Source organism: Mesorhizobium sp. Root695 (genome assembly GCF_001428185.1).
In the GTDB taxonomy this organism is placed as follows: domain Bacteria; phylum Pseudomonadota; class Alphaproteobacteria; order Rhizobiales; family Rhizobiaceae; genus Mesorhizobium.
The window spans coordinates 301,739-325,835 of record NZ_LMHO01000023.1 but is presented as its reverse complement, the minus strand read 5'-3'; the positions used below and the strand labels follow the sequence as shown (position 1 = coordinate 325,835).

Annotated in this window: 29 protein-coding genes and 1 pseudogene; 14 read left to right on the top strand and 16 right to left on the bottom strand. The window is 64.7% G+C overall.

Annotated elements, in window-relative coordinates:
- Nucleotides 1-137 precede the first annotated feature (137 nt).
- Nucleotides 138-1,010 carry a LysR substrate-binding domain-containing protein gene (locus ASD99_RS20650; protein WP_056591402.1) on the bottom strand — a complete coding sequence of 291 codons (873 nt, stop codon included), beginning with the start codon at nucleotides 1,008-1,010 and terminating at the stop codon, nucleotides 138-140.
- 136 nt (nucleotides 1,011-1,146) lie between these two features.
- Between ASD99_RS20650 and ASD99_RS20645 the strand changes: the two genes are divergently transcribed.
- Nucleotides 1,147-1,365, top strand: coding sequence for a hypothetical protein (locus ASD99_RS20645; RefSeq protein ID WP_156389039.1), 219 nt, complete (start codon nucleotides 1,147-1,149; stop codon nucleotides 1,363-1,365).
- Between the two features lie 21 nt (nucleotides 1,366-1,386).
- Nucleotides 1,387-2,130 (top strand): annotated as a pseudogene (locus ASD99_RS20640) (sulfite exporter TauE/SafE family protein); the annotation flags it as partial.
- Between the two features lie 24 nt (nucleotides 2,131-2,154).
- On the opposite strand, the gene ASD99_RS32565 reads toward ASD99_RS20640, so the two are convergent.
- Entirely contained in the window at nucleotides 2,155-2,604 is a 450-nt protein-coding gene (locus tag ASD99_RS32565; protein ID WP_082525641.1) for a universal stress protein, read from the bottom strand.
- A 205-nt stretch (nucleotides 2,605-2,809) separates the two neighbouring features.
- On the opposite strand from ASD99_RS32565, the gene ASD99_RS20635 reads away from it, so the two are divergent.
- Nucleotides 2,810-3,391 (top strand): histidine phosphatase family protein, encoded by a 582-nt coding sequence (locus ASD99_RS20635; protein WP_056591408.1) that lies wholly within the window; start codon nucleotides 2,810-2,812, stop codon nucleotides 3,389-3,391.
- A gap of 31 nt (nucleotides 3,392-3,422) precedes the next feature.
- Here ASD99_RS20635 and ASD99_RS20630 read toward each other — a convergent pair whose 3' ends face one another.
- From ASD99_RS20630 to ASD99_RS20620, 4 genes are all read right to left on the bottom strand, one after another.
- Nucleotides 3,423-3,824: a VOC family protein gene (locus ASD99_RS20630; RefSeq protein WP_056591412.1), complete on the bottom strand. Its 402-nt coding sequence runs from the start codon at nucleotides 3,822-3,824 to the stop codon at nucleotides 3,423-3,425.
- Between the two features lie 319 nt (nucleotides 3,825-4,143).
- The gene (locus tag ASD99_RS20625) at nucleotides 4,144-4,890 is read right to left on the bottom strand and encodes a pseudouridine synthase (RefSeq protein ID WP_057144721.1); all 747 of its coding nucleotides are present in this window, start codon (nucleotides 4,888-4,890) and stop codon (nucleotides 4,144-4,146) included.
- 111 nt (nucleotides 4,891-5,001) lie between these two features.
- Nucleotides 5,002-5,268, bottom strand: coding sequence for a hypothetical protein (locus tag ASD99_RS34355; protein WP_200951023.1), 267 nt, complete (start codon nucleotides 5,266-5,268; stop codon nucleotides 5,002-5,004).
- Nucleotides 5,269-5,288: 20 nt separating this feature from the next.
- Nucleotides 5,289-5,909, bottom strand: a complete 621-nt coding sequence (locus ASD99_RS20620; RefSeq protein WP_200951022.1) for a class I SAM-dependent methyltransferase — start codon at nucleotides 5,907-5,909, stop codon at nucleotides 5,289-5,291.
- A 117-nt stretch (nucleotides 5,910-6,026) separates the two neighbouring features.
- Between ASD99_RS20620 and ASD99_RS20615 the strand changes: the two genes are divergently transcribed.
- Nucleotides 6,027-6,914: a LysR family transcriptional regulator gene (locus ASD99_RS20615; RefSeq protein ID WP_200951021.1), complete on the top strand. Its 888-nt coding sequence runs from the start codon at nucleotides 6,027-6,029 to the stop codon at nucleotides 6,912-6,914.
- A gap of 17 nt (nucleotides 6,915-6,931) precedes the next feature.
- A complete protein-coding gene (locus ASD99_RS20610; protein WP_057144914.1) occupies nucleotides 6,932-7,378 on the top strand; it encodes an SRPBCC family protein in 447 nt (148 codons plus the stop codon).
- Between the two features lie 33 nt (nucleotides 7,379-7,411).
- Here the strand turns inward: ASD99_RS20610 and ASD99_RS20605 are convergent, their stop codons facing one another.
- Nucleotides 7,412-8,245 (bottom strand): helix-turn-helix transcriptional regulator, encoded by an 834-nt coding sequence (locus ASD99_RS20605; RefSeq protein ID WP_057144720.1) that lies wholly within the window; start codon nucleotides 8,243-8,245, stop codon nucleotides 7,412-7,414.
- Between the two features lie 90 nt (nucleotides 8,246-8,335).
- Here ASD99_RS20605 and ASD99_RS20600 point away from each other — a divergent pair, with 90 nt between their 5' ends.
- Complete coding sequence (locus tag ASD99_RS20600) at nucleotides 8,336-9,226, top strand: SDR family oxidoreductase (protein ID WP_057144719.1); 891 nt, start codon at nucleotides 8,336-8,338, stop codon at nucleotides 9,224-9,226.
- 82 nt (nucleotides 9,227-9,308) lie between these two features.
- Here the strand turns inward: ASD99_RS20600 and ASD99_RS20595 are convergent, their stop codons facing one another.
- Nucleotides 9,309-10,007 (bottom strand): RibD family protein, encoded by a 699-nt coding sequence (locus ASD99_RS20595; RefSeq protein ID WP_057144718.1) that lies wholly within the window; start codon nucleotides 10,005-10,007, stop codon nucleotides 9,309-9,311.
- A gap of 329 nt (nucleotides 10,008-10,336) precedes the next feature.
- On the opposite strand from ASD99_RS20595, the gene ASD99_RS20590 reads away from it, so the two are divergent.
- The 4 genes from ASD99_RS20590 (at nucleotide 10,337) to ASD99_RS20575 (ending at nucleotide 14,351) form a co-directional block, all read left to right on the top strand.
- Nucleotides 10,337-11,284, top strand: a complete 948-nt coding sequence (locus ASD99_RS20590) for a substrate-binding domain-containing protein (protein ID WP_056591429.1) — start codon at nucleotides 10,337-10,339, stop codon at nucleotides 11,282-11,284.
- Nucleotides 11,285-11,402: 118 nt separating this feature from the next.
- The gene (locus tag ASD99_RS20585; RefSeq protein ID WP_057144717.1) at nucleotides 11,403-12,965 is read left to right on the top strand and encodes a sugar ABC transporter ATP-binding protein; all 1,563 of its coding nucleotides are present in this window, start codon (nucleotides 11,403-11,405) and stop codon (nucleotides 12,963-12,965) included.
- A complete protein-coding gene (locus tag ASD99_RS20580) occupies nucleotides 12,962-13,978 on the top strand; it encodes an ABC transporter permease (RefSeq protein ID WP_057144716.1) in 1,017 nt (338 codons plus the stop codon). The genes ASD99_RS20585 and ASD99_RS20580 overlap by 4 nt, the downstream gene beginning before the upstream one ends.
- 67 nt (nucleotides 13,979-14,045) lie before the next feature.
- Complete coding sequence (locus ASD99_RS20575) at nucleotides 14,046-14,351, top strand: hypothetical protein (RefSeq protein ID WP_057144715.1); 306 nt, start codon at nucleotides 14,046-14,048, stop codon at nucleotides 14,349-14,351.
- Nucleotides 14,352-14,393: 42 nt separating this feature from the next.
- On the opposite strand, the gene ASD99_RS20570 is transcribed toward ASD99_RS20575, so the two are convergent.
- A complete protein-coding gene (locus tag ASD99_RS20570; RefSeq protein WP_082583363.1) occupies nucleotides 14,394-14,756 on the bottom strand; it encodes a hypothetical protein in 363 nt (120 codons plus the stop codon).
- Between the two features lie 186 nt (nucleotides 14,757-14,942).
- On the opposite strand from ASD99_RS20570, the gene ASD99_RS20565 reads away from it, so the two are divergent.
- Nucleotides 14,943-15,245 carry a hypothetical protein gene (locus ASD99_RS20565; RefSeq protein ID WP_057144713.1) on the top strand — a complete coding sequence of 101 codons (303 nt, stop codon included), beginning with the start codon at nucleotides 14,943-14,945 and terminating at the stop codon, nucleotides 15,243-15,245.
- Nucleotides 15,246-15,677: 432 nt separating this feature from the next.
- On the opposite strand, the gene ASD99_RS20560 is transcribed toward ASD99_RS20565, so the two are convergent.
- Nucleotides 15,678-16,382, bottom strand: a complete 705-nt coding sequence (locus tag ASD99_RS20560) for an XRE family transcriptional regulator (RefSeq protein ID WP_056591443.1) — start codon at nucleotides 16,380-16,382, stop codon at nucleotides 15,678-15,680.
- Between the two features lie 314 nt (nucleotides 16,383-16,696).
- Between ASD99_RS20560 and ASD99_RS34870 the strand changes: the two genes are divergently transcribed.
- Together ASD99_RS34870 and ASD99_RS20550 are read left to right on the top strand one after the other, a co-directional pair.
- A complete protein-coding gene (locus tag ASD99_RS34870; protein WP_244482946.1) occupies nucleotides 16,697-16,852 on the top strand; it encodes a hypothetical protein in 156 nt (51 codons plus the stop codon).
- A gap of 114 nt (nucleotides 16,853-16,966) precedes the next feature.
- Entirely contained in the window at nucleotides 16,967-17,704 is a 738-nt protein-coding gene (locus tag ASD99_RS20550; protein WP_156389038.1) for a GcrA family cell cycle regulator, read from the top strand.
- Between the two features lie 98 nt (nucleotides 17,705-17,802).
- On the opposite strand, the gene ASD99_RS20545 is transcribed toward ASD99_RS20550, so the two are convergent.
- Together ASD99_RS20545 and ASD99_RS20540 are read right to left on the bottom strand one after the other, a co-directional pair.
- Nucleotides 17,803-18,165, bottom strand: coding sequence for a DUF982 domain-containing protein (locus ASD99_RS20545; protein WP_056591448.1), 363 nt, complete (start codon nucleotides 18,163-18,165; stop codon nucleotides 17,803-17,805).
- Nucleotides 18,166-18,219: 54 nt separating this feature from the next.
- Nucleotides 18,220-18,501, bottom strand: coding sequence for a DUF982 domain-containing protein (locus tag ASD99_RS20540; protein ID WP_056591451.1), 282 nt, complete (start codon nucleotides 18,499-18,501; stop codon nucleotides 18,220-18,222).
- A gap of 404 nt (nucleotides 18,502-18,905) precedes the next feature.
- Here ASD99_RS20540 and ASD99_RS20535 point away from each other — a divergent pair, with 404 nt between their 5' ends.
- Nucleotides 18,906-19,499 (top strand): DUF6456 domain-containing protein, encoded by a 594-nt coding sequence (locus ASD99_RS20535; protein ID WP_057144712.1) that lies wholly within the window; start codon nucleotides 18,906-18,908, stop codon nucleotides 19,497-19,499.
- Nucleotides 19,500-19,550: 51 nt separating this feature from the next.
- Here the strand turns inward: ASD99_RS20535 and ASD99_RS20530 are convergent, their stop codons facing one another.
- The 4 genes from ASD99_RS20530 to ASD99_RS20515 all read right to left on the bottom strand — a co-directional run bounded on the left by ASD99_RS20530 (nucleotide 19,551) and on the right by ASD99_RS20515 (nucleotide 24,002).
- A complete protein-coding gene (locus ASD99_RS20530; RefSeq protein WP_056591457.1) occupies nucleotides 19,551-20,315 on the bottom strand; it encodes a GIY-YIG nuclease family protein in 765 nt (254 codons plus the stop codon).
- Nucleotides 20,312-21,493, bottom strand: coding sequence for a DNA cytosine methyltransferase (locus ASD99_RS20525; RefSeq protein ID WP_057144711.1), 1,182 nt, complete (start codon nucleotides 21,491-21,493; stop codon nucleotides 20,312-20,314). Before ASD99_RS20525 ends, ASD99_RS20530 begins: the two co-directional genes overlap by 4 nt.
- A gap of 1 nt (nucleotide 21,494) precedes the next feature.
- Nucleotides 21,495-21,908, bottom strand: a complete 414-nt coding sequence (locus ASD99_RS20520; RefSeq protein ID WP_056591463.1) for a very short patch repair endonuclease — start codon at nucleotides 21,906-21,908, stop codon at nucleotides 21,495-21,497.
- 72 nt (nucleotides 21,909-21,980) lie between these two features.
- Entirely contained in the window at nucleotides 21,981-24,002 is a 2,022-nt protein-coding gene (locus ASD99_RS20515) for an acyltransferase family protein (RefSeq protein WP_057144709.1), read from the bottom strand.
- Between the last annotated feature and the right edge of the window lie 95 nt (nucleotides 24,003-24,097).

Here is a 24,097-nt window from a genome sequence, read left to right as displayed (position 1 = left end):
AAGGAAAAAACGTCGGCAATTTTTTTGCCAATGTGCAAACAAGCTACGTCACGGATATTTGAAAAGCAAGGCCATGATTCTGCGCTGATGGGGATACCGGCGCTGGCCGGCTCGGCCTTGCGGTCGCTGGTCCGGCTTCAGACGAGTGCTGACGCCAGCAGTTTTGCCTGCGGCGTCAAATCGTCGAAGCGGCGGGCGCAGAGGTTGAGCTGGCGCGTCGCCCAGTCGTTGGTCAGCCGCAGTGTGCGCAGCGTCCGCGCCGAGCGGCGGGCGGCACTTTCCGGCACGATGGCGATGCCGGCGCCCTGCGCGACAAGCCGGCAGACATTGTCGAGGCCAGGCACGCGGATGCGAAAATGCAGATGGCCGCCAAGGCGGGCTGCCTGGCGGGTGACGTGCTCCTGCAGGGCATGGCCGGTGCTGAGGCCAACGAAGGGGTCACCGAGGATGTCGGTCAGGCTGGCGGTTCGACCTTCGAGGCCCGGCCAATTGCGCGGGGCGATCACCACCAGCCGGTCGATGAAGAACGGTTTCTGCTCGAGATGCGACAGGCCGGCCCAGGTCGCGGCGATGCCGAGATCGGCCGCACCGCTGGCCACGGCCTCGACGATCTCATGGCTGGGCCGCTCGTCGAGATCGATGTCGATCCGGGGATGCGCGACCAGGAAAGCCGGCAGGATCTTGGGCAGCATCTCGCTGGTGGCGGCGGTGTTGGCCATGAGCCGCACGCGGGCGCGCAGGCCCGTGGCATAGGCGGCGAGATCGCCGGCCATCGCCTCGATCTGGTTCTGCACGGCGCGCGCATGATGCAGCAGCGCCTGTCCGGCGGCCGTCGGCACCACGCCACGGCGGCGGCGCTCCAGCAGCGGCGCGCCGAGCCGCTCCTCCATGCCCTTGATGCGGGCACTGGCCGAGGCCAGGGCCAGCCCGGCAAGCTCGGCGCCATGGGTGATGCTGCCGCGCTCGGCCACCAGCAGGAACAGGCGGAGGTCGACCAGATCGAAGCGCATTCTTTGCTCCTGTGAACATGCGGCGCCTGGGGAGGCGGTCTGCTCTCCTGCCTTCGTCGTGGCCGAAGGCTGGCAGCGCAACTTCCACATTGTGACCGGGTTCCATCTGCGTCAAACAGTTTCGAAGGAGATTGTGATGAGCGAACGAGTATCAGGCCGGCTCGGCATCCTCGAAAGCACAGCGATCGTGTTGGCCATTGCCGTGGCTGGCCTTGCCATGACGCGAGCGGGGCCAGGCCCGCGGGGATGCGCGGCAACGGTCGCATCCGCCAGCCGCGACGCGGCGCCGGCAAAACCCACACCCGAGGCCGCCAGCCCGGATGCCGATGCAACCGACATGCTGCTGCATGACTGATCCCGCCCTGGAGATGCGATCATGCTGAGCGCAGGGGTCCTCGCCTGGATAGGCGCCGTCTTCCTCGCCGCCGGCTTCGTCAAGGGCGTCGTCGGCATGGGGCTGCCGACCGTGGCGATGGGCCTGCTGGCGGTGATGATGCCGCCGGCGCAAGCTGCCGCTTTGCTGTTGATTCCGTCGCTGGTCACCAATCTCTGGCAATTGCTGACCGGGCCATCCTTCGGCGGCCTATGCAAGCGACTGTGGACGATGATGGCCGCAATCGTGCTCGGCACCGTAACCGGTGCCGGCCTGCTGACCAGTGCACATACGGGCGCGGCGTCGGCGGGGCTGGGCCTGGCGCTGGTGCTTTATGCCATCCTCGGCCTCGCCAAGGCCGGCTTCACCACGCCGGCGCGCCACGAGGCCTTGATGTCACCGCTGGTCGGCGTGGCGACAGGGCTGGTCACCGGCGCCGCCGGCGTCTTCGTCATCCCGGCGGTGCCCTATCTGCAATCGTTGCGGCTCGACAAGGAAGACCTGATCCAGGCGCTCGGCCTGTCCTTCACCGTGTCGACGGCAGCGCTCGCCATCGGGCTGTTCAGGACCGGCGCCCTGGCATCGCCGACGGAGCAACTGGCGGGGTCGGTCGTCGCCCTTGCGCCGGCACTGGCCGGCATGTTCGCCGGCCAGGCGCTGCGCCAGAAGATGAGCGTCGAGACCTTCCGCACAGTGTTCTTCGCCGGGCTGCTGGCGCTGGGGGGCTATCTCGCGGTAGAAGTGGTTCTCCAGCCGTGCTTTGCGGCAGACTTAACGCACCACCAGAACCGGAATCTCGGTGTAGGACAGGACTTCCGCCGTCTGGCTTCCCAAAAGCAGCTTACCCAGTCCGCGACGACCATGCGAGGCCATGACGATCAGGTCGCAGCCTCCCGTCCGCGACAGCTCCAGGATCGCCTCGGCGGGCCTTTTGTCCTCGATATGCACGACCTGAGCGGAGACGCCGGCGACATCCGCCGATGCCTTGCACTTGTCGAGAACCTCCTTGGCGTATTTGCGCGCTTCTTCCTGATACGCGGCGAACTCATCGCCGGCGGCATAGCCAGCCATGGCGCCGCTCCAGGCGAAGATCGGGAATTGTTCGGAGACTGTGATGAAAGTAACGGAGGCGCAGAGGTCCTTGGCCAGCGTCAGGCCGTGGGCAACGCCCTTGTCGGCCAGTTCCGATCCGTCCGTGGCAATAAGCAAATGTTTGTACATGATGACATGACCTGTTGTGCAAGGGCCAATGCCCTTGAGGGCGGGGAGCCTTGTGGAGGCTGACCTTGATATAGTCGCGGCATCGGGCTGATCACAGGGCCAGCCTGATGCGGATCAGGGCCAGGCGGCCACGCAGTTTCGTACTAGGCGGATTCCCCTTTGCCGCATCGTCGCTTAAGGTGCCGGCGACATTGAAAGGCATTCCATGAGCAGCGCCTATCCCCAAATCCATCTGGTCCGGCATGGCGAGACGGCGTGGAGTCTTTCGGGGCAGCACACCGGCCGCACCGACATGCCGTTGACGCCGGCCGGCGAGGCCGCCGCGCAGGGTGTCGCGGATCGCCTGAAAGGCCTGTCTTTTTCGGCCGTATGGTCGAGCCCTTCGCAGCGCGCCTACAACACCGGCGTGCTGGCTGGCTTCGGCTCGCAAAGCGTCAAGAAGGACGATCTGCAGGAGTGGGATTACGGCGCCTATGAGGGGCTGACGACGAAGCAGATCCTGGCCGAACGACCCGGCTGGAACGTGTTTCGCGATGGTTGCCCGAAGGGCGAGATGGCGGCCGATGTCGGCGCGCGGGCGGATGCGATTATCGGACAGGTTCGTGACGCTGGCGGCTCGATCCTGGTGTTTTCCAGCGCACATTTTCTGCGCGTGCTGGCGGCTCGCTGGATCGGGCTACCGCCCGAAGGCGGCGCGCTGTTCGTGCTCGATACGGCCAGCATCAGCATGCTCGGCTACGAGCACGACCTGAGCGAGCCTGTCATTCGGAAATGGAACCAGAGATAGGGCGGCTGCGGCCAGCAGCGCCGCTTCCACTCTATTTATCGAACTTCCTGATCGCCTCGGCGGTCACCGGCGTGAAGAAATTCACCAGATTGCCGTCGGGGTCGCGAAACAGCAGCGAGCGATTGCCCCAGGGCATGGTGGTCGGCTTCTGCACCGTAACATCCCTGAGGAGGTCCGAGAGCCTGGCGAATTCCGCATCGACGTCGCCGACGCGGAATTCGATGATGGCCGTGTGGTTGTCGGCGGGGCGGGCGACGTCGCCGCCGAACAGCATCAAGGTGCGCGTGCTGCCGATCGCCAGCGTGCAGGCCGGCGTCGCCAGTTCAGCGAAGTCTTCCGTGTACACCGTCACGGGCATGCCGGTGATCTCGCCATAGAAGCGCACGAGGCGCTGGACGTCTGACGTGATGATGCGGACAGAGACGAAATTCATCGCGTTGGCTCCTTGGATTGCTGGAGCCGCTGCCGGCCCATGACCGACCTATAGGCCAGGCCTCCTGACAGCTTCCTGTCAGGAGATGATGCGATGATCATTTGTTCGGTTTGGGCCAGACAGGCGGCAGGCCGAAGTCGGCGAACAGCTCGGCCCCGAGCGGGCCGACATAGACGATCCCATGCATCACCTCACTTTTCCGACCTGGAGGGTTCCAGCGCCTGTAGGTGAAGACGGTGGGGCTGGGTGGCGGGACGGATTTTTCTGCGGCGTTCTCAAGAACCCACCGACGAGTTCCGTGGCGCCTTTGAGCTCTCACTCACCCCGCCAGCAGCGCCAGTTCCTCCGGCGTCAAATGCCGTGCCGTGCCCTTGGCGAGGTCGCCGAGCGCCAGGTGGCCGATGGCGATGCGGATGAGGCGTTTGACCTCGATGCCGTGCGCGGCGAGCAGGCGGCGGATGTGGCGGTTGCGGCCTTCGCCGAGCACGATCTCCAGCCAGGCGGTGCGGCCGCCGCTGCGCAACAGTTCGACCGAGCTGGCGGTCAGGGTCTCGCCGTCGACGGTCACGCCTGCGCGGAACTTGTCCAGCATCGTCTCATCCGGGACGGTGCCGATCTGCACGTGGTAGGTCTTGGGCAAATGCGAGGCCGGGTCCATCAGCCGGTTGGCAAAGCGGGTGTCGTTGGTCATCAGCAGCAGGCCCTCGCTCGCCTTGTCGAGGCGGCCGACAGGCGAGACGAAGGGCAGGTCGAGCCCTTCCAGGCAGGCATAGACGGTGTCGCGCTGTTGCGGGTCATCGCGGGTGGTGACCAGCCCGCGCGGCTTGTTGAGGATGAGATAGACCTTGCGCTCGGCAACCACCGGTCTGTCGTCGACGACGATGCGGTCGCGATCGAGGTCGACGCGCAGGGCGGTATTGCGCACCACCTTGCCGCCGACACGGACGCGCCCTTCCGCGATCAGCACCTCGGCCTGCGTGCGCGAGCACAGGCCAAGCTTCGACAGCGCCCGGTTCAGGCTGACGCCCAATGGCTTGCTGGTGGCTCGTGGCTGGCGTGGTGTCATGTCCTGTGCTTTGTCATTCCGGACGATGGTCCGGCTGGGGTACGCGCCGGCGGGCCTGCCGCCGACACGGTCGTTTGGTGCGTGGTCGAGCTTGCCGCCGCGCCTTGGCTATCACGCGCATCCGGTCTTGCTCAAGCCGCTGGCAGAGCCGACTATCTGGTCGCAGCGGCGACGAGCATTTTCGCACGGCCCCTCGAACTGTCCGTCATGCTCGAACTGGCCAAGCGCGGTCTCGATCTCCGCCCAGGCGTCGTCCTGCTCGCTGGGCGACAGGCCGGCCAGCATCTGGTGCAGGGCGCCGAAAGACTCCTGCTCGAACCGGAGGCATTCGAGCGCCGATTGCAGCCGCACCGGCGCGCTGACCTTTTCGATGCGCACGTCATGGAAACCGGCACCGGTTAGGCGCCTGGCAAGCACCGCCGGGTCGCCCAGGCTGAACGGTCCGGGCTGGCCGGGTAGAGGCGCGGGCAGGGCGGCGCGGCGGCGGATGATGCCGACCGGGATCGAGAAGAACAGGTTCTTGTCGGCGGTGGAATAGACGATGGCGCCAACCTTGCCGCCCGGCTTGAGATGATCGCGCATCCGCCCAGCGCCCGGTTCTGGTCGGGAAAATAGATCAGGCCAACGCGCGAGATCACAGCGTCGAACGGTTGGGCTGATATGGCATCCAGCATTTCGCCGTCGGCAACGACGGTGTCGACATTGGCATGGCCGGCCAGCTTGGCGTTGCTGGCGGCAAAGTCGAGAATGCCCGGCGAGATGTCGGTGGCCAGCACATAGCCTGTCGGCCCCACACGCCGCGCGGCGGTCAGCGTCTCTTCTCCGGCACCGGCGGCGACATCGAGGACCCGGCTGCCCTTGCCGATATCGGTCATATCGAGCATCAGTTCGGTGGCAGGCCCCAGCCAGCGGGTCAAAAGCGGACCCCAGCGGTTCCAGGCTTCGGCGGCGCTGTCCCATTGCTTGCGGGTGGTGTCCTTGAACTTGACCGGATCGAAAATCGGTTGCTGCATGGTCATGGCTTGCTCCTAAAAGGCACTATTGCCTTGCCGGAAACCGTATTGATCGCGTAGTTCTGGTACCATTCTCGAAATCTTGACGCCCATTTTGCAAAATTGCACGGATCGGGGTCCAGAATGCATTGGGACGACTTGCGGATCTTCCTGGCCGTCGCGCGCGACGGCTCGATCAGCGGCGCCGCAAAACGCATGAACATCCAGCACTCCACCGTGTCGCGCCGCATCCGGCTGCTGGAGACGCAGCTTGGCACACGGCTGATCGAGCGCAAGAAATCAGGCTATGAGCTAACGCCCGCCGGCGACGAGTTGAGGATGGCGGCCGGCAAGATGGAGCTGGAAGTGCTCGAGGTCGAGGGCGCGCTCGGCGGTCAGGAAGACCGTGTCGCCGGGGAACTAACGGTATCGGCGATCAAAAACATGGCCTCATCCGTGCTGATGCCGATCTTCGCTGGCTTCAGCGAGGCATATCCGGATATCCGGCTGCATGTTCAGGTCTCCAACACATATGTCAGCCTAGCCGAACGTCATGCCGACATCGCCATCCGGCTGACCAATACGCCGCTGGACACATTGGTCGGCACGCGGCTCGCCAATGTGGCGTCGGCCGTTTACGGAGAAAGGCGCTACCTGGAGGGCCTGCGCGCCAGCGGTGCCACGCCGCTCTGGATCGGCGTGGAATGTTGCGCCTTCCATCGATCCTGGACCCATGCGGCATGCCCGGATCACCGGCACAGTTTCTTCGTCGATGACACGCTGCTGACGCTCGCCGCCTTGAAGCAGGGGCTCGGCCTGGCCTATCTGCCATGCTTCATGGGCGACAGCGTCGAGGAGCTGGGGCGCTTTCGCCAGCCGGACCCGATCCACGATCTTGGGCTCTGGCTGCCCTACCATCCAGACCTGCGGCGAACCAAGCGCGTCAGGGTGTTTCCGCGAACACATGTTGGCGTGCATTCGCGAGCAGAGTGCGTTGTTCGAGGGCCGCCTGCCGCGCCAGATCGGCGTTAGCCGCATGAATGCGCAGCATGAGTGAGTCTCCCGCGCCGATCACCAAGACTGTCGTCATCGGTGCCGAGCCGGCCAAGGTCTGGCGGATACTGACGACGCCAGAAATGATCCCGCAATGGATGTCCGACGAGGAGTTGACCGTCAACCTGCAGGGGCATGCCGGCGGCGCGATCGTGATGCGCGGACTGCTGCACGGAATGCCGTTCGAGAACCATGGTACCATCCGCGCTCTTGAGCCGAAAAAGAGCTTCGCGTACAGCTACTGGAGCACGCTGTCGGCCTCGCGGCTGGCGGACGTGCCCGAAAACCACACCGTGGTCAGCTTCGATCTGGCGCCGGCGGATGGGGGAACGCTGCTGACGCTGACGCTCAGCGACTTCGCCGAACCGGCGATCCGTCCGCATGCCAATCTCTATTGGGGTCCGACCTTGCAGATACTCAAGGCGGTCTGCGAGCGCGCTTGAGGGCGTCATCGCAGCGGATGGGTCGTCCTGCCCTTACTCTTTGGGGTGTCGGGCGAGGGCCAGCGCGCGGATGCGGTCGGCGACAGCGCTGTCGACCGGGTTGTAGACGGTCAGGCTCAAATCCGGCCGGCCGTCGACCGCGAACCCCGAATATTCCAGATCGATATCGCCGAGTTCCGGGTGTTTCAGGCGCTTTGTCCCTTCGCCGTGGCTGAGCACATCGTTTTCCCGCCACAGGGCGGCAAATTCGGGGCTGACGCTGCAAAGTTCGTCGACAAGCTGGGCGACCTCGGAGACCGCGCCGGCGCGGGCCGCATCGGCGCGGAATGCGCCCACCACGAAACGGGCAAGGTTTTCCCAGTCGTGCTGCTTGGCGCGGATATGGGGACTGCGGAACATGAAGCGCAGGATGTTGCGCTGGCCGGCGGGCAGGGCGCTGTAGTCGGTCAGCACGACCTGCGCGGCGCGGTTCCAGGCAACGACGTCCCAGGTGGCGGTCTTGACCAAAGCCGGGCTGGCATCGAGCGTGTCGATGAGGCGTTGCAGCCGGGGGCTGACGCCCTCCACGCCCCTGTAGCGGACCTCGGGCGGGCGCCCCAGCCCGAGCATGAAAAGATGTTCGCGTTCCGCCTCGGTCAGCAGCAGCCCCTTGGCGATGCGGTTGAGGACATCGGCCGAAGGCGCGCCGCCCCGGCCCTGTTCCAGCCATGTGTACCAGGTCGGGCTTATGTTGGCGCGCTGGGCGACCTCTTCGCGGCGCAGTCCCGGCGTGCGTCGGCGCCCCGAGAAGCCGAAGGACGCCGGATCGAGCCGCGTGCGCCGGTCTTTCAGGAACGCTGCCAGTGAGCCGGCGGAATTGGAGGGCATCCTGTTAGCCATTATACCATGATAAGATCACTACTTTAATAGAATAATAGACCAGCAATATTACGCAGGCAACTGTGCAGGAGATTTTGCATGCGTATCTTTCTCACCGGCGCGACCGGTTTCATCGGTTCGGCGCTGGTTCCCGAACTCATCAAGGCGGGCCACCAGGTGGTCGGCGTGACTCGCTCCGACGCCGGCGCCGAGGCGCTGGCCGCCGCGGGTGCCGAGGTGCACCGGGGGACCCTCGAAGATCCCGAGGGGCTGCGAGACGGCGCGGCGAAGGCGGAGGCCGTGATCCACACGGCATTCGACCACGACTTTTCGCGGTTTGCCGAGAATTGCGAAAAAGACAAGCGCGTCATCTCCGCCCTCGGCGCCGCACTGGCCGGCTCCGACCGGCCGCTGGTGATCACCTCCGGCGTCGGCATGGGCAGCCCCGGGCATGGCCAGTTGGCGATCGAGGACGTCTTCAACACCGGCCATCCCAATCCCCGCATTGCCTCCGAACTGGCCGGCAATGCCTTGCTGGAGGCCGGCGTCAACGTGTCGGTGGTGCGCCTGCCCCAGGTCCACAACCCGGTCAAGCAGGGCCTCATCTCGCCGCTCATCGAGATCGCACGTGAAAAAGGCGTCTCGGCCTATGTCGGCGAAGGCCGCAATCGCTTCTCCGCCGGCCATCTGCTCGACGCGGCGCGGGTTTACCGGCTTGCGGTGGAAAAGCGGCAGCCGGGCGCTCGCTATCACGCGGTCGGCGAGGAAGGTGTCGACGTGCGTGCCATCGCCGAGGCGCTTGGCCGGGGTCTGAAATTGCCAGTCGTTTCCATCGCGCCGGAAAAGGCGGCGGAGCATTTCGGCTGGATGGCGATGTTCGCGCCGATGGACCTGCCGGCCTCCAGCGCGCTGACACAGGCACGGCTGGGCTGGCATCCGACCGGCCCGACGCTGATCGCCGATCTCGACGCCATGCAATATGCCGTTTGACGGGCTGAAGCCTCGGCGCTGACGCGGACGACATAGGGCCTGTAATCTCAGTCAGATTACCGGCCCTTTTTGTACGAGCGCATCATTCAGGGGTAACGGCGTAGCGCAAGTGGACGAGCCCATGCGCCAGCGCCTCGCAGCTCTTCAGGGACAACTGCATCTTGCCCGCCAGGCCGCTCTCGCCGAACTCGACGAAGGCCTGGTTCCCGGCGCGTCCATCGATCGCGGGTGCAACGAGAAGACTCAACTCATCGACAAGGCCGGCTGCGAAGAAGGAGCCGTTGATGCCGGCGCCGCCCTCAAGCAGCAGCCGGCGGATGCCGAGTTCACGTCCGAGAATCTCGACCATCGCGGCGAGATCGATCTCGGCGGCTTCCGCGACGATATAGGACACGCCGTCGGCGGCGAGCTCGGCCAGGTGGCTGTCGGCAACGTCACGCCCAAGCAGCACCACGACATGATCGCCGCCGATGTCCGGTTTGGAAAAGTGAAGCTTGCCCGAGGCATCGAGCGCCACGGCATAACTGCCCGCACCCATTTGCGCGAAATGATAGGGCCGGTCGACCTTGCCGGCTTTGGCCGGCGGGTGCGCGCCGGCCTTGCTCATCTCGGCCATGGTGACGCGGCCGACGATCCAGGCATCGCCCGCGAGATCCCCGTGGATCTGCTCATAGAGACTTGACCACTCGGCCCGGGTGCCGTCGGGGCTCTTGGTATAGCGGCTCGGGTGGAGGCTGCCATCAAGGGATGCCAGCATATGGCAGATGATTTGCGGCTTCATGCGGTTTCTCCAGGGATGGGCTCAGGCGCGGTTCAAACTAGTGCCGCTGCCGGAGAATGGAAGCCGGACACCGCGGCTCCGCCACAAATCCGACAATTCAGATAATTTGCACGGCAACGCTGTTATATCGATGTTGCACAAATGGTTGACCCTGGGTTAGCATCGCCGCGCAGGCGTCGATGGGAGGCTCTTTTTACAGCGGCGGCCAGCTGGAGCGGCATGCGTTTTCGGGCGCAGGGAGGATGCTCCAACACTTTGAACCGACGCATGATCCTTCCTGAAACCGATCCCGGTTTTCGGGATCGTGCGTTCTTGTGGAGGAGGATCCCATGAACAGACGCGAATTCCTGCTGTCGTCCGCGGCCTTTGGCGCCATGATGCTTGCCGCACCTTCGGTGTTTGCGCAGGACAAGCTCACCATTCTCGGCTCGGTGCCCAATCTCGGCTTTCCGTTCTTCGTGCATATGCTGAACGAGATCAAGGCGGAAGCCGCCGCGCAAGGCGTCAATTTGACCGAGAGCGACGGCCAGAACTCGGCCACCAAGCAGACCGCCGACATCGAGGCGGCCCTGGTGCAGAAGGTCAACGCCATCGTCATCTCGCCGCTCGACGTCAACGCGCTGGCGCCGGCCATCGAGGAGGCGGTCAAGGCCGGCGTTCCCGTGGTGACGATCGACCGCCGCGTCGACGGTGTCGAGGGCATTTTGGCCCATGTCGGCGCCGACAACGTTAAGGGCGGCGAAGCGGAAGCCAAAGCCATGGTGGCGGCGTTCCCCAACGGCGCCAAGATCTTCCATCTGCAGGGCCAGCCCGGCGCCGGTCCGGCGATCGACCGCAACAAGGGCGTGCACAATGTGCTCGATCCCCTGAAGGACAAGTACCAGATCGTCTTCGAGCAGACCGCCAACTTCGCCCGCGCCGAGGCGCTGTCGGTGACCGAGGCCGGGCTTGCCGCCAACGGCAAGCCGGACGCCATCGTCTGCGCCAATGACGACATGGCGCTTGGCGCCATGGAGGCCTGCGCGGCGCGTAACTTCACCGACGTCAAGATCTACGGCTTCGACGCGCTGCCGGAAGCGCTGGTCGCGGTGCGCGACGGCAAGCTCGCCGGCACCGTCGAGCAGTTCCCCGGCGAGCAGTCGCGCACGGCGGTGCGCATCGCGGTGGCCTTTGCCAAGGACAAGACCGAGCCGAAGGAGAAGCTGGTGCTGCTGACGCCGATCGTCATCGGCAAGGACAATCTCGACAAGGCGGAGCGGATTGGCGAGACGAAGTAGGGGGTGGGGACCGGTCGATTGGAGAGGCCGGCCGGACAGCACCCCCCTCTGTCCGGCAGGACAGAGGGGGGTGCTCCAGCGGTAACGAGCGGCATGAACTGCAATCCGGGAGCCACCCTTGCCAGCTGAAGCCGCATCGCCCGAACCCATCCTGCTTGCCGTCGAAGGCATCACCAAGCATTTCTCCGGCGTGACGGCGCTCAGCGACGTTTCGCTCGACATCCGACCCGGCGAGATTCTCGGCCTGCTTGGCGAGAACGGCGCCGGCAAATCGACGCTGCTGAAAATCCTGTCGGGCGTCATGCCGCCGTCGAGCGGGCATATCATTTTCGACGGCGCCGACTATCAGCCGGCGAGCCCGCAAGATGCCAAGCGGCTCGGCATCGTCACCATCTACCAGGAGCTCAGCCTGATCCCGACGCTGACGGTGGCGGAGAACATCTTTATCGGCCGCGCGCCGACCGGTCCGCTCGGGCTGGTGAGCTGGAGACGCATGGAGCAAGAGTCCCGCGCGATCATCGCCCGCGTCGGCCTCTCCATCGATCCGATGACGCCGGTGTCGGCGCTATCGGTGGCCGAGCAGCAGCTGGTCGAGATCGCTCGTGCGCTGTCGCTGAAAAGCCGGCTGATCATCATGGATGAGCCGACCTCGGCGCTGACCGAGACCGAAGTGCAGCGGCTGCTGTCGATCATGGACCGACTGCGCAAGGACAAGGTCGCCATCATGTTCGTCACCCACCGGCTGGAGGAGGCGTCCGCCATCTGCGACCGCATGACGGTGCTGCGCGACGGACGGCTGGCCGGGCATCTTGACCGCGAGGGCGGACCGATCGCGCTGCCGAAAATCATCGAGAAGATGGTCGGCCGCGCGGCGTCGGAACTCTATGCACGGCCGGCGCAGCGCGCGGTGGCCGGCGATGTCGTTCTGTCGGTGCGTGGATTGCGCACCGTGCGCGACCCCGAGGCGCCGCACGCCATCGTGCTCGACGGCGTCGACATCGATCTCAAGGCCGGCGAGATCCTTGGCGTTGCCGGGCTCGTCGGCTCGGGCCGAACCGAACTGGCGCGCGCTATTTTCGGAGCCGACCGCATCGCGGCCGGCACCATCACGCTCGACGGCAAGCAAATCGCGCCGGCATCGCCGGCGGATGCCATCGCGCTCGGCATCGGCCTTGTGCCGGAGGACCGCAAGCACCAGGCGATCTTTGCTGCACTCGGCATCCTGGCGAATTTCTCCGTCGCCTCGCTGGGCAGCTTCAGCAACGGCTTCGGCTTCATGGCCGAGCGGCGCGAGCGCGATGCGCTCGCCGGTTTCAGGAAAATGCTGTCGATCCGCATGGCCTCGGCCGAGCAGGCGATCGAGGGCCTGTCGGGCGGCAACCAGCAGAAGGTGATCCTGGCGCGCTGGCTGGCGCGCGATCCCAAGGTGCTGATCGTGGATGAGCCGACTCGCGGCGTCGATGTCGGGGCCAAGACCGAGGTGCACCAGATCCTGGTGCAGCTTGCGGCGCGCGGCATTGCGGTAATGATGATCTCGTCGGAACTGCCGGAGGTGCTGGCGGTGTCGGACCGCATCGTCACCATGCGCCGCGGACGCATCACCGGGCAGATGCCGGGCGTCGAGGCAAACGAGGAGAAGCTGATGGAACTGATGGCACTCGACCGCAAGGAGACACAATGAGCGTGGCCGGGGAACAGGACCAGCGCGGCGGCATCAATTTCGCGCGGCTGCTGATGAGTTTCGGGCCGCTGCTGTTCCTGGTGGCGCTGATCGTCGTCTTCACGGTGCTGAAGCCGAGCTTCATGGACCCGATCAACCTGTTCAACATCACGCGGCAGATCTCGATCACCGGGCTGATCGCGCTCGGCATGACCTTCGTCATCCTCACCGCCGGCATCGACCTGTCGGTCGGTTCGCTGCTCGCTTTCTGCGGCATGGTCGCCGCCGTGGTCGCCAAGGGCGGCACGGCCAACACGCTGTCGCTGTCGACGAGCGGCACGCAAGGTTATGGCTGGTTCGCCGCACTGCTGGCCGCCGTCGTGGTGGGTGCTGCCGCAGGCGGTGTGCAGGGGCTTGTCATCACCCGGCTGAAAGTGCCTCCCTTCGTCGTCACGCTGGGCGGGCTGACGGTGTTTCGCGGGCTGACGCTAACCATCTCCAATGGCGGCCCGATCTCGGGCTTCGACGCCTCGATGCGCTGGTTCGGCACCGGGCTGATCGGCCCCGTGCCGGTGCCGGCGCTGATCTTCGCGGCGGCCGCCGTCGTGTGCCACATCGTGCTGCGCTACACGCGCTATGGCCGCGCCGTCTATGCCGTCGGCGGCAATGCCGAGGCGGCACGGCTGTCGGGTCTGCGCGTCGACCGCATCCTGGTCTCGGTCTATGTCATCGTCGGCTTCTTCGCCGGGCTCGCCGCCTTCGTGCTGTCGGCGCGGCTCAACTCTTCGGAAGCGGTGGCCGGCATCGGCTACGAGCTGACGGTCATTTCGGCCGTCGTCATCGGCGGCACCTCGCTGTTCGGCGGCATCGGCTCGGTCGGCGGCACAGTGGTCGGGGCAGCGCTCATCGGCGTGCTGCAGAACGGGCTGCAGTTCAACAACGTGTCCTCCTACACGCAAAGCATCGTCATCGGGCTCATCCTGATCCTGGCGGTGGCGTTCGACCGGTGGCTGAAGTCGCGGGTGCGGCGGTGAGGGCTGGGAGGTGGGGCTTCGAAACGAGGCGGACTATTCGGATCCTCTCCAAGAGGGGCAGGAAATTATGAGGACCTTCACCGAGAGGCTGATTGGAAAGTCGATAAAGAGCATTCACAATGACGAGCCGGGATACGGCATCAGCATAAGCTTGTCAGACGGCGCAGGGTTCTCTGTAAATACAGAAGTGACGGCACTTCTGACCGAAAGGTATGCCAAACTGGTCGAACATGTAACGATTACGAAGGAGCAGGTTACCTTGCATCTTACCGGCAATGGTTTTGTAGCCATTTCCGTAGGTCTCGAACGCTTCTTCGACGAAGTTGAGTTGTTCGTCTATCACGACAACGAGGGTATGGTCGTCGAAAACTGATCTGCGCTACTGCGATCAGCGTTCGCGCGCAATGCTGGGCCGTCAGGCCGCTTCCCTTGCCCAGAGCCGGTGGCCGTACCGGCGGAAGAAGCGCGCCACGAGGCGTTGCTGCCTGGCCCTGGCAAGGTCGGCCAGGCACCGCTCCTGGCGCCAGCGCGGCATGTTGCGCCAGCAGGCGATGAAGCGGTTGGTGTCCTCAACAGCTTCTTCCGCCGACAGCGCCGGGCCGATCGAGGCCAGGAACAGCGCTTCTGACTGTTTCAACTCGTCGATGACGGCCTTGCGGCCCATGTGATCGTGGCGGGCACGCTCGATACCGTTGCGGCGGATGGCTTCGAAGGCGTCTAGGAGGGCAGGGCTGTCGCCGGTGTAACCGCAGGCGCGGGCGAAATCGGCGGCGTCCATGGTCACTCCCGGGCTTGATGTGGCGGTGGGCTCGGATACCGACTCACATTTACGAGTTAATATAAGCACAACTCAAATATGAGTAGAAGAAAAACTTTTGGGACTGTTTGAAAACTGCGACTCGACTCCCCGTGCAAAACGCAGGAATATACGAACAAATCAGGAACAAAAGGCGAGGGAGGGGCGATGGCATTGCCGGGCAGGGAACCAGTGATCGCGCATGTCGCCTCGATCTCGGTTGAGTGCGCCGATTGCGGCCGCAACCGTTGGTGGCGGCCCGATCAGCTGAAGCGGTTCGGGGTGACGGGCAATACGCCGCTGGCCGCCCTGTCGGGCCGCATCGTCTGCTCGGCCTGCCGCGCCGACGGGCTGCCGGGCGCGACCGTTACGATCCAGGCGGCGTTCATCGACGAACGCCAGCGCGTGCGCAGCGAAGCGCAGATGCTGAATGGGCGCGAGGTGCAGCTGGAGGGGTCGAGGCGGGCGTGAGGGGAGATAACTGAGCGAGGCAGCCCGTATCCGTGTCGGACGAACCAACATGGCTGGTTCTGCTTGGCCGTGCCCTTCACCTCGGTCGCGGTATGGATCCTAGGGTCTCCACGACGCCGCGCCGCGGCTGCTTCGCCCTAGGATGACGACGGGAGAGGGGCTTTTGGCTATGTTCCAAAGTCCGCGCTTGACGTCTGCTCCAGTTCAGCACTGTGAGCTATCCTATGCGGTGGTCTCAGGTCTTTGCGATTGGCTTCCAAGTCTCCATGATTTCGTCTTCCTAGGGCGGAGCAGGAGCGAAGCGACGTCGCGGAGACCCTGGGATCCATGCCGTGACCTTGGGGAGATGCGAGGACGCAAAACGATCCGCCCTGCCATGCAAAGCGCGCCGTCGCTGGCGATTCCTTTCCGTAAGGAAGGTCTGCCGACCCGCTAATACCCCAGCAGTTCCTTCAACGGAATCACCCGCCAGACATGCTTTATCGCGTAGCGGTTGAAGGTCAGGGTCTTCGGCGGATTGTATTGCTCGACCACCAGCTCGGCCGCCGTTCGCTTGACCAGCTTCTTGATGAAGGCCTTGCCGTTGCGCTCGTTTTCTTCCGGGAAGGTCTCAATCACCACATGGTCGCCGGGCACCGCGTCGCGGCCGCCGCAATAGATCAGGTCGCCGGGCTCGTAGCGCGGCACCATGGAATCGCTCAGTACGTGCAGCGCGAAGACCTTTGACAGGTTGCGCACCCCCGGCGGGCGCTGGACGTAACCGGCCGGCTCGCCGTTGAAGGTGAAATCGCCATCGTCGCCGCCGACGGCCGCGCCCAGCACCTCGATATCCATCGACCCGGCGGGTAGCGGACCGGCATCGGTGACGATCTCGGCGTCGGCGACCGGGCCGGCATCGTCGAGGAAGACGACCTCGCCTTTGCCGAGCGCCACCGGATCGACGCGCAGGAAGGCAGCGGTCTTCAGCAGGTTCTCGGTCTTGGGCAGGTTGCGGCCGGTTTCCCAGTTGCCGACGGCGGCGACATCGGTGTCGTTGTGCTCGGCAATGTGGCGCATGACCAGGCCGCGCTGCTTGCGCGCCTTGCGGATCGCCGCCCCGACCTTGATCGACAGTTCCGTTTTTGCCATGGCGCCCATGTGAGCGATGAAAGCGGCTCTCGTCTATGAAAGAATGGCTTGCATATATTTTTGAGTTATGCTTATATCTGGTCATGCAAATCCTGTCCAGCTTTGATGGCGCAAGGGCGCCGGCCTCACGCGAGGCGCATCCGGCGGCAAAGGCCGCGACCCATTCCCCTCCGTTCCGGCCGTCCTCCTCCCCGGCCGGGGCGAAGCTCGAGGCTCAGTGCTTGGCTGCCTCGGGTCCGGTCCGCCCGTCACCGGCGACCGGAACGGCCGGAGCCGCCGCTCCCAGCGGCTCCGGCCCCCAATTCGATCGGCATGGCACTGGCTTGCCCGCCAGGTCGTGTATCCGCACCGAAGACGGCACCGTCATCCTGTTCGACAGGCAGACGGGCAGGGCGGTTTCCGCCCCCGACAGAAAGACGGCCGAGGCGCGGCTTTCGCGCCTCGCCCAAACCGCCGGGCTGCAAAGCCGGTCCGGCTGAGCCGGTGCCAGCCGGCCCTCGAACCACACAATCCTAACTGCGCCCCGGCCAGCTGGCCCCGACGCTTGCCTGACGGCGCGCGGCCGAAGGCAGAATCTTGGATGGAGCCTGGACATGGCAAGCTATACCGACGCGGAATTGCAGGAGATCGCCCGCTGGCTGAAGGAGGGGCTTTCCGCCTCCAGCATTGCCGCCGCTTTCAGTGCGATGCGCGGCAGCCCGGTGTCGCGCAATGCCATCATCGGCATCGTGCACCGCAACGCCATGCTGGACGCGATCGGCTTTGCCAAGGGGCCGCCGGTCGGGGCCAAGCGGGCTGCACGCAAGCGCACGGCGAGCAAGTGGGCACACGACGTGCCGGCGCGGGGCAAAGTGAGTGCCAGGCCGGTGGCCGGCACGACCGACGCCGAGTTCGCTGTCGCTGGCATGCGCAAGGCGGTCGCCAAGCGCGAGCCGCCGCCGGCCTGGCTGCCGCCGCGCCTGTTCGTGCGCGAGGTGGGCATGCTGATCGTCGACGGCGAAGCCTATCGTTTCAAAGTCCCGGTGCCGCCGCGCACGCCCGTCGGTCGTCAGCCTCATGGTGTGGCGATGCGCTTCATCGACTGTCTGTTTTCCCGCTGCCGCGCGCCGCTGGACCTGACGCTGGAAGAGGATCCGGAAAACGATGCGCCAGGCGGCCGGCCGGGCGCCGACATGCTGTGCTGCGGCATGCGCACCAAGGCACTGAGAAGCTATTGCACCTACCACCAGGCGCGCTTCCAGCGCCACGTTTTCGAGGGTGAGCCGAGGTCCGCGCAGGGGACGAAAAGCCAATTGCTTGGCTTTTCGAACGGCGAACGCCCGAAGCGATAGCGAAGGGCAGGGTGCCGACAGGCGGATGGGCAGCACTGGTAGGAAAACGGCCGCGAGGATCTGAATTGAACCAAGCCCGAAACAAAACCGCCACAACCCTATTTCGGCACCTGCCGGCCCTGTTTGGGCATGCGGCTTTGAACGGTCCTGGCCTCCACCGGCATCGCCGGCCCGCCTTCGGCCACCAGTATGTCGGCCACACGGGCAAAGCCGGTGAACACTTTCATGGCGTCGGCTTCGGAAATCTGCGCGGCGATTGCCGCGCTGCAGGCGTTGAGCGCGCTGCGGTAGACATGGCCGCGCCGCTCGAGCGGCCAGCGCTGCAGGAAGTCGGCGGCTTCGCTGACGCTGTCGATCTCTTCGATCTGCTCGTCCATCCGCACCTTGAGCGGCACTCCGGTCTTCATCGTACCCACGGCGTTCACCTTCGCTCTGCGCGCGGCTTTACCTACCGCCTTCATAAACGCGCCGCTCCGCCGCGCGGTTGCATCAATTTTTCGACCGGCGCGCGCCTCTCATGGGCTGGCCACGGCGTCCAGCCAGTCATGGGCGCGGCTTTTCGACTTGGCCACCACTATGTTCTGTTGCCTGGCGGCCTTCGTGAGAGCCTCGAAGGCAATGCGCTGGCAGCAGGTGCCGTCGACGGCGAGCGGCACCAACCGGGCCGCCTCTACATAGGCCGGCGAGGTCTTGTCGGGCCATTGCTGCCCCAGCGCCCTGGCGGCTTCGGCCACCGAGGCGACCAGCATGGTTGTGTTGTCGCAAAAGCGCAGGGTAACCGGCAAGAAGGCTGTCATCGGCATCTCTCCCGTGGACGCCGCATAACGTCGAAAATTCGCGCTGGTTCCATCGGCCTGGATGCAGGCATGGCGGGCGGGTGCGGCCATGTACGCGAGTTGCTGGCGAGGCGGGCGACGAGCATGCTGGCGCGGGCGGTGAAGCGGTGATGATCTTCGATCGCAAGGTCGGCGGGACAGCGCCCCCCCTCTGGCCTGCTGGCCATCTCCCCCACGCGCGGGGGGAGATGGCAGCTTCGCCGCAGCGCCTTTCCTGCAACGCCGGCGATTGGCGAAAACCGCGACGACATCGATCTCCCTCCGCGTGGGGGAGATGCCCGGTAGGGCAGAGGGGGGCGCGAAAGATCGCCACCTTGCCAGCCTCCCACCCCATCACCAACACCCCAACCGAGGACCCCACCCCCATGCCCAGGAAAACCAAACCCGCAAAACCGCAGGCGCCGAAACTGCCGAAGGGCGAGGCCGAGCAGGTGCGTATCCGGCGCGAGATCGGCCATGATTTCGCGCTCAGGGATGACGCCTTCGGCCGCAAGCGGCTGGCCGCCGGCACTTCTGAGGCAAGGCGCGTCTACGAGGTGTCGAATGACGGCTTCACATCCACCGGCGGCATCGTGCGCGTACGCACCATCGACCCGCTGCTGGGCATCACCTCACTGTCGCGCCAGCAGCGCGAGGCCGGCCTGCGCTACCGCGAGGATTTCCGCTGCAGCCAGCAGGCCAGCGTCAAGCCGATGCGCTGGACCGAGCGCGTCGACGGCGGCCGCCACGGCGGCGGCATCGCCGACAGCGTGCTGGACGCCGGTCGCGCGCACGCCGCCGCCACCAGGGCGCTAGGCCATTGGGAGGTCGCCGCCGTGGTGCGACAAGTCTGCTGCGCGGAAGGGTCGATCAAGAGCGTGGCGGAGCAGACGGGCGAGGGCCGCGATGTGGTGACGAAGCTGCTGAAGGTCGGGCTGGATCTGCTGGCGGTACATTATGGGATGATGATGGGGAGGTGAGGGGGCGTATGGTATCTGTAATTCGTACCGGCGAGTTCGACGTGCCGCTCTCTACCCCTTTGAAATAGCGATTACTTCCGCTTGGGGATAATCGCGCTCCTCTTTGTAGAGAATGATGTAACCGGGGAGCGCCGTCGCCTGCCATCCAAGGGGCAGGGCCGCGACGACATGGCGGATCGCCGAGCGTGGAGTGACAGGCCCGCTCAGGAGCGAAACTACGGCTCTGTCGAAATCGTCATGGGGTTTCCTATTGCGTCCGCCATTGCCCTGATAACGGAATGTGTAGGGCAAGGCGTCCTTGAGGCGCGCGAGAGCGCTTGCAACTGTCTCGCCGTTGTCGATGGCGAAAGCCAGCTCCCGATCAATGTCGATCGGAAACCGAGCATCATAGTTCTTGGGATCTACTTTGGTGGTGTCGCGCTCTCGGCCTGGATCATTGGAACCGAAGCCGCTTCCGTTCCAATCGATCGCCTTTACCCCGCCGTAGTGCCGGATCAGATCGGACTCCAAATCCACTGCGGTGAATACGAAGATGCGCACCGCCTTAAAGCTTACACGTGTTGGATCGAGCCCGACACGATGCATGATTTTGCGCGAATGGCGAGCTAGGCGCTTGTGAAGCCCGGCGTCGGCATCGGTCTTGCCGACATAGACGACACGATCGTCGAGCAGAAGTTGATAGACACCCTGCTCCTCGGGAACTTCAAGCAGGTTCGTATTGTTGAGTGGTGCGGTTTCGAGTTCATCAAGCACCTTGATCAGGCGTGCCAGCAAGGCGCCCGGAAGGTCAAACTCGAACTCGACATAAGCCTTCATTTCAGAAAGTCCGATCCCCCAAAAGCAAGATGGCGTTTCACGCTACGCGCTACGATGTTCGCCAACTCCACAGGTACAGCATTACCCAACTGGCGCATGGTTTCGGACCATGCGCCGTGAAAACGGAAATTGTCCGGGAACGTCTGCAAGCGGGCGCTTTCGCGAACGGTGAAGTAGCGCACACTGCCGTCTGGTCGTAGCAGCATGTTTTCTCCGCCAGGCACGCCATGGACGCCGGCCTTCAAGGTCTTGGCCGGTTCGTCGAGTGGGCTTCCTGTATGGCCCGGATATGATCTCGCGCCAGGCTGGAACCGATGGTTGTTGTGGTTCGCGGCTTTGCGCCATTCATGTTCGGGATCAGGCAGATCGCCAATCGCGTCTCGCGTAGTTCGCCATGGTGCCGTGGTTGGTTTGCCGTCGAGACGCGCCGCGCGTTCAAGATGGCGATCACCAATCCTGCGTTCGACCCTAGGTGCTTTGTGCCGATCCCAATAATCGCCCATGGCCTGTTCCCAGAGCAAGGCGTCCAAGGAATGCGTTTCCAACGGAAAAGCCCACTTAATGTCGAGGTCGGCGCGGAAACCTACAAAAACCACACGCTCTCGGCGCTGCGGGATTCCATAGTTGGCCGCGTTCAACACACGATGGACGATCCGATATTCCAAGCCAGCCGGACCGCGACGGCCGGTGTGATGCTTCTCCAGTCGACGAAGGTGGCTTTCCCAACCCTCGTCACGTTCGGCGGCGAGTTCCGGGTAGGTCATTTGCAGGACGATGTGCGAAAAATATGTGGCGAAGGTTTCGCGGGTTAGGCCTTTCACATTCTCGAAGATGAAGGCTCGTGGCTTTGTTTCCCGCAGTGCCCGGACCGCTTCTGGCCACATGTCACGGGAATCCGCATGGGCGCGGTGTTTGCCACCCAGCGAGAATGGCTGGCAAGGCGGACCGCCCGTCACCAGATCGATCTTGCCCTCATGCTCTCGAAAATCCACGTCGCGGACATCGCCCTCGGTCGGCTCGGGCCAATCCCCAACCAGACCGAGGCCATCCGCCCGGTTTTCGCGGATGGTGTCGCAGCACCACCGATCCCACTCGATAACAGCCTGTGGCGCGAAGCCGGCACGGCTAACACCCATGCCAAGCCCGCCAGCGCCCGCGAAGAGCTCGATCGATTTCATGCTATTCCCCCACGAATTGGCGCAGCTTGTTCTCTAATTGTTCACTCTGCCGCAATTCGCATTCCCAGACAACCAGTACGTTCCAGCCAAGTCGCTTCAATGCTTCTTGGTTCAGGGTATCGCGCTTCGCATTGGCGGATAGTTTCGGCTCCCAGAACTCAAGTCTGGACTTTGGAAGGCGAGCCAGGCGACACGTCGGATCGTCGTGACGATGCCAAAAGCACCCATGAATGAAAATCGCCTTCTTGCGTTTTCCAAAAGCAATGTCCGGTTTCCCGGGCAAATCGCCGCGATGAAGTCGATAGCGATAGCCCATCCCGTGGAGAAGCCGACGCACGACCATCTCAGGCTTCGTATCCCTGCCATGAATACGCGCCATCCGCTCGCTGCGTTCGATGGTCGAAAGGGTATCCACTTTTCCATCGTCTCATTGATTCGCAAAGATGGTGTTGCGTTTTGCTTCGAAAGGGAAGGCCTACCGCACCCTCTAAAACAGCGCCCTCTCCAACGGCCCTTCCAGCGTCTCCGCAAACGCCGTCGCCAAATGATGCCGATCACGAAACGCGAGCTTGCCGCCGATGACGACGTGGCAGGCGGCTGGGCCGCAGAAGTGGTCGGTGAGGTCGACATAGAGCGTGTCGGGCACGCTTTTCACGACTGCGCGCTCAGTGGCGGCGGTGCTGTCGTTGGCGGCGTCGGCCCTTGGCGTGTCGCAAAGGGATGGCGCGGCGCGCCACCAGAGCGCGCGCGCCACGCAGGAGTCGACGAAGCTGGTGTTGATCGGCGTGTCGCGAATGACAGCCGTCTCGATGCCGGCCTGGCTGAACGCCTGCAAGGTCGAGCGCAGGCCGGCCTGCCAGCGCGCGATCTCGGCCGCGCGGCTTGCGGCGGGCATATCGCGCGTCAAATTGCCGATCGAGAATTCCGAGATCACCACCAGGCGCGGCTTGCGGCGAATGATGTCGGCGATTGCCAACTCGCGCCAAGCGTCGCATTCGGTGTAGTCGCGCTTCAGCACCGCGTTGAAGGTGGAGAGCCGCGAGGCGCGGCACGATGATTTGAGATAGGTGACCACTTTTGTGTCGTTGCGTCTGGCCGCTTCGATCAGCGGCGTCGACCAGTGATCGGCATGCGAATCGCCGAACAGCACGATGGTGTGGGCGGCGTCGGTCGCGCCGAACACGCAGGGTTTTGGCGTCACCGTGCGGGAATCGAGCAGGCAGGTCTTGTCGACGGCGCGCGCGATGGAGGGTTGTTCGGCCGCCTGCTGGATGCCGCGCTGCTCTGGACCGATGTTGCGCGTGGCCAGATGCGCATTGGCATAGCCCACCGCCACGCCGGCGCCCGTCAGCACCAGTGCGGGAACCAGAACAAGGCCGGGAAAAGCGCGAACCGGTCTTGCGCCTGGAATTGAGTCGGGAAAGGCGCGGGCGCCCGCCGTCAGCCAGGCGCCACGCCGGGCCGGGTTCTCGATCAGATGATAGGTGAACGCCGACAGCGCCAGCGTCAGCACGACGCAGCCGAGACGTTGCGGCACGGTGAGATTCGGCGCCAGCATCTGCGCATAGACGATGATCGGCCAGTGCCAGAGATAGAGCGAATAGGAGAGCGTGCCGATCCATTGCAAAGGCCACAGCGACAAAGCGGCGGCCGGGCCAAGGGCCTGCCAGTTGGTCTGCTTGCCGGTGTACTCCGCACCGGCGCCGCTCAGCAGCACCAGCACCGTGCCGGCAACCGGCAGCAGCGCATACCAGCCGGGGAAGGGCAGGTCTTCGCTCAACAGCAGATAGGCCGCCGCGATCAGCGCCAGGCCGAGCCAGCCAAATGCGGGCCGCAGCCATGCGCGGTGCCGCGGCAAAGTCACGGGAGCCAGCGTCGCCAGGCCGCCGCCGGCGAATTCCCAGGCGCGCAGCGGCGAGAAATAGAAGGCCCAGGCCGGTGCCGCGCTGGTCAGCCACAGGCAGGCGGCGAAGGAGGCGAGGCCGGCCACGCCGATCACCGCCACGGCCATTCGCCGGCCGGGCCGCAGCCAGGCGGCCAGCAGAAGCAGCGCCGGCCAGGCCAGGTAGAACTGCTCCTCCACCGACAGCGACCAGAAGTGGATGAAGGGATTGCTGGTGGCGTCAGCGGCGAAATAGTCGAACGACCAGCGCAGCAGCCACAGATTGATGGCATAGGCGGAGGCGAACATGGCACCGCGCGAATAGAGCGCCTGCTCCTGCGGCGCCAGGATGAAGTAGCCGGCGGCAAGCGTGACCAGGATGACGAACAAAGCTGCCGGCAAAAGGCGCTGGGCGCGCCTGGCGTAGAAGCGCCAGAGGTCGAGCCGGCCGGTCTCGCCGATCTCCTGCATGAGGTGGGTGGTGATCAGCCAGCCGGAGATGACGAAGAAGATGTCGACGCCGGCAAAGCCGCCGGGGAGCGCGGTGAGGCCGAAATGATAGGCGACGACGCCGCCGACGGCGAGCGCGCGCAATCCTTGTATGTCCGGCCGGAACGATGCTGCCACGGAGACTCCTTCGTGTAAGCCCGACCCGTCGCCACTGTCGGCGGGGCAGGCCGATATCGCAACGCAACAAATCTTTCGCAGTGCAACATGACAAA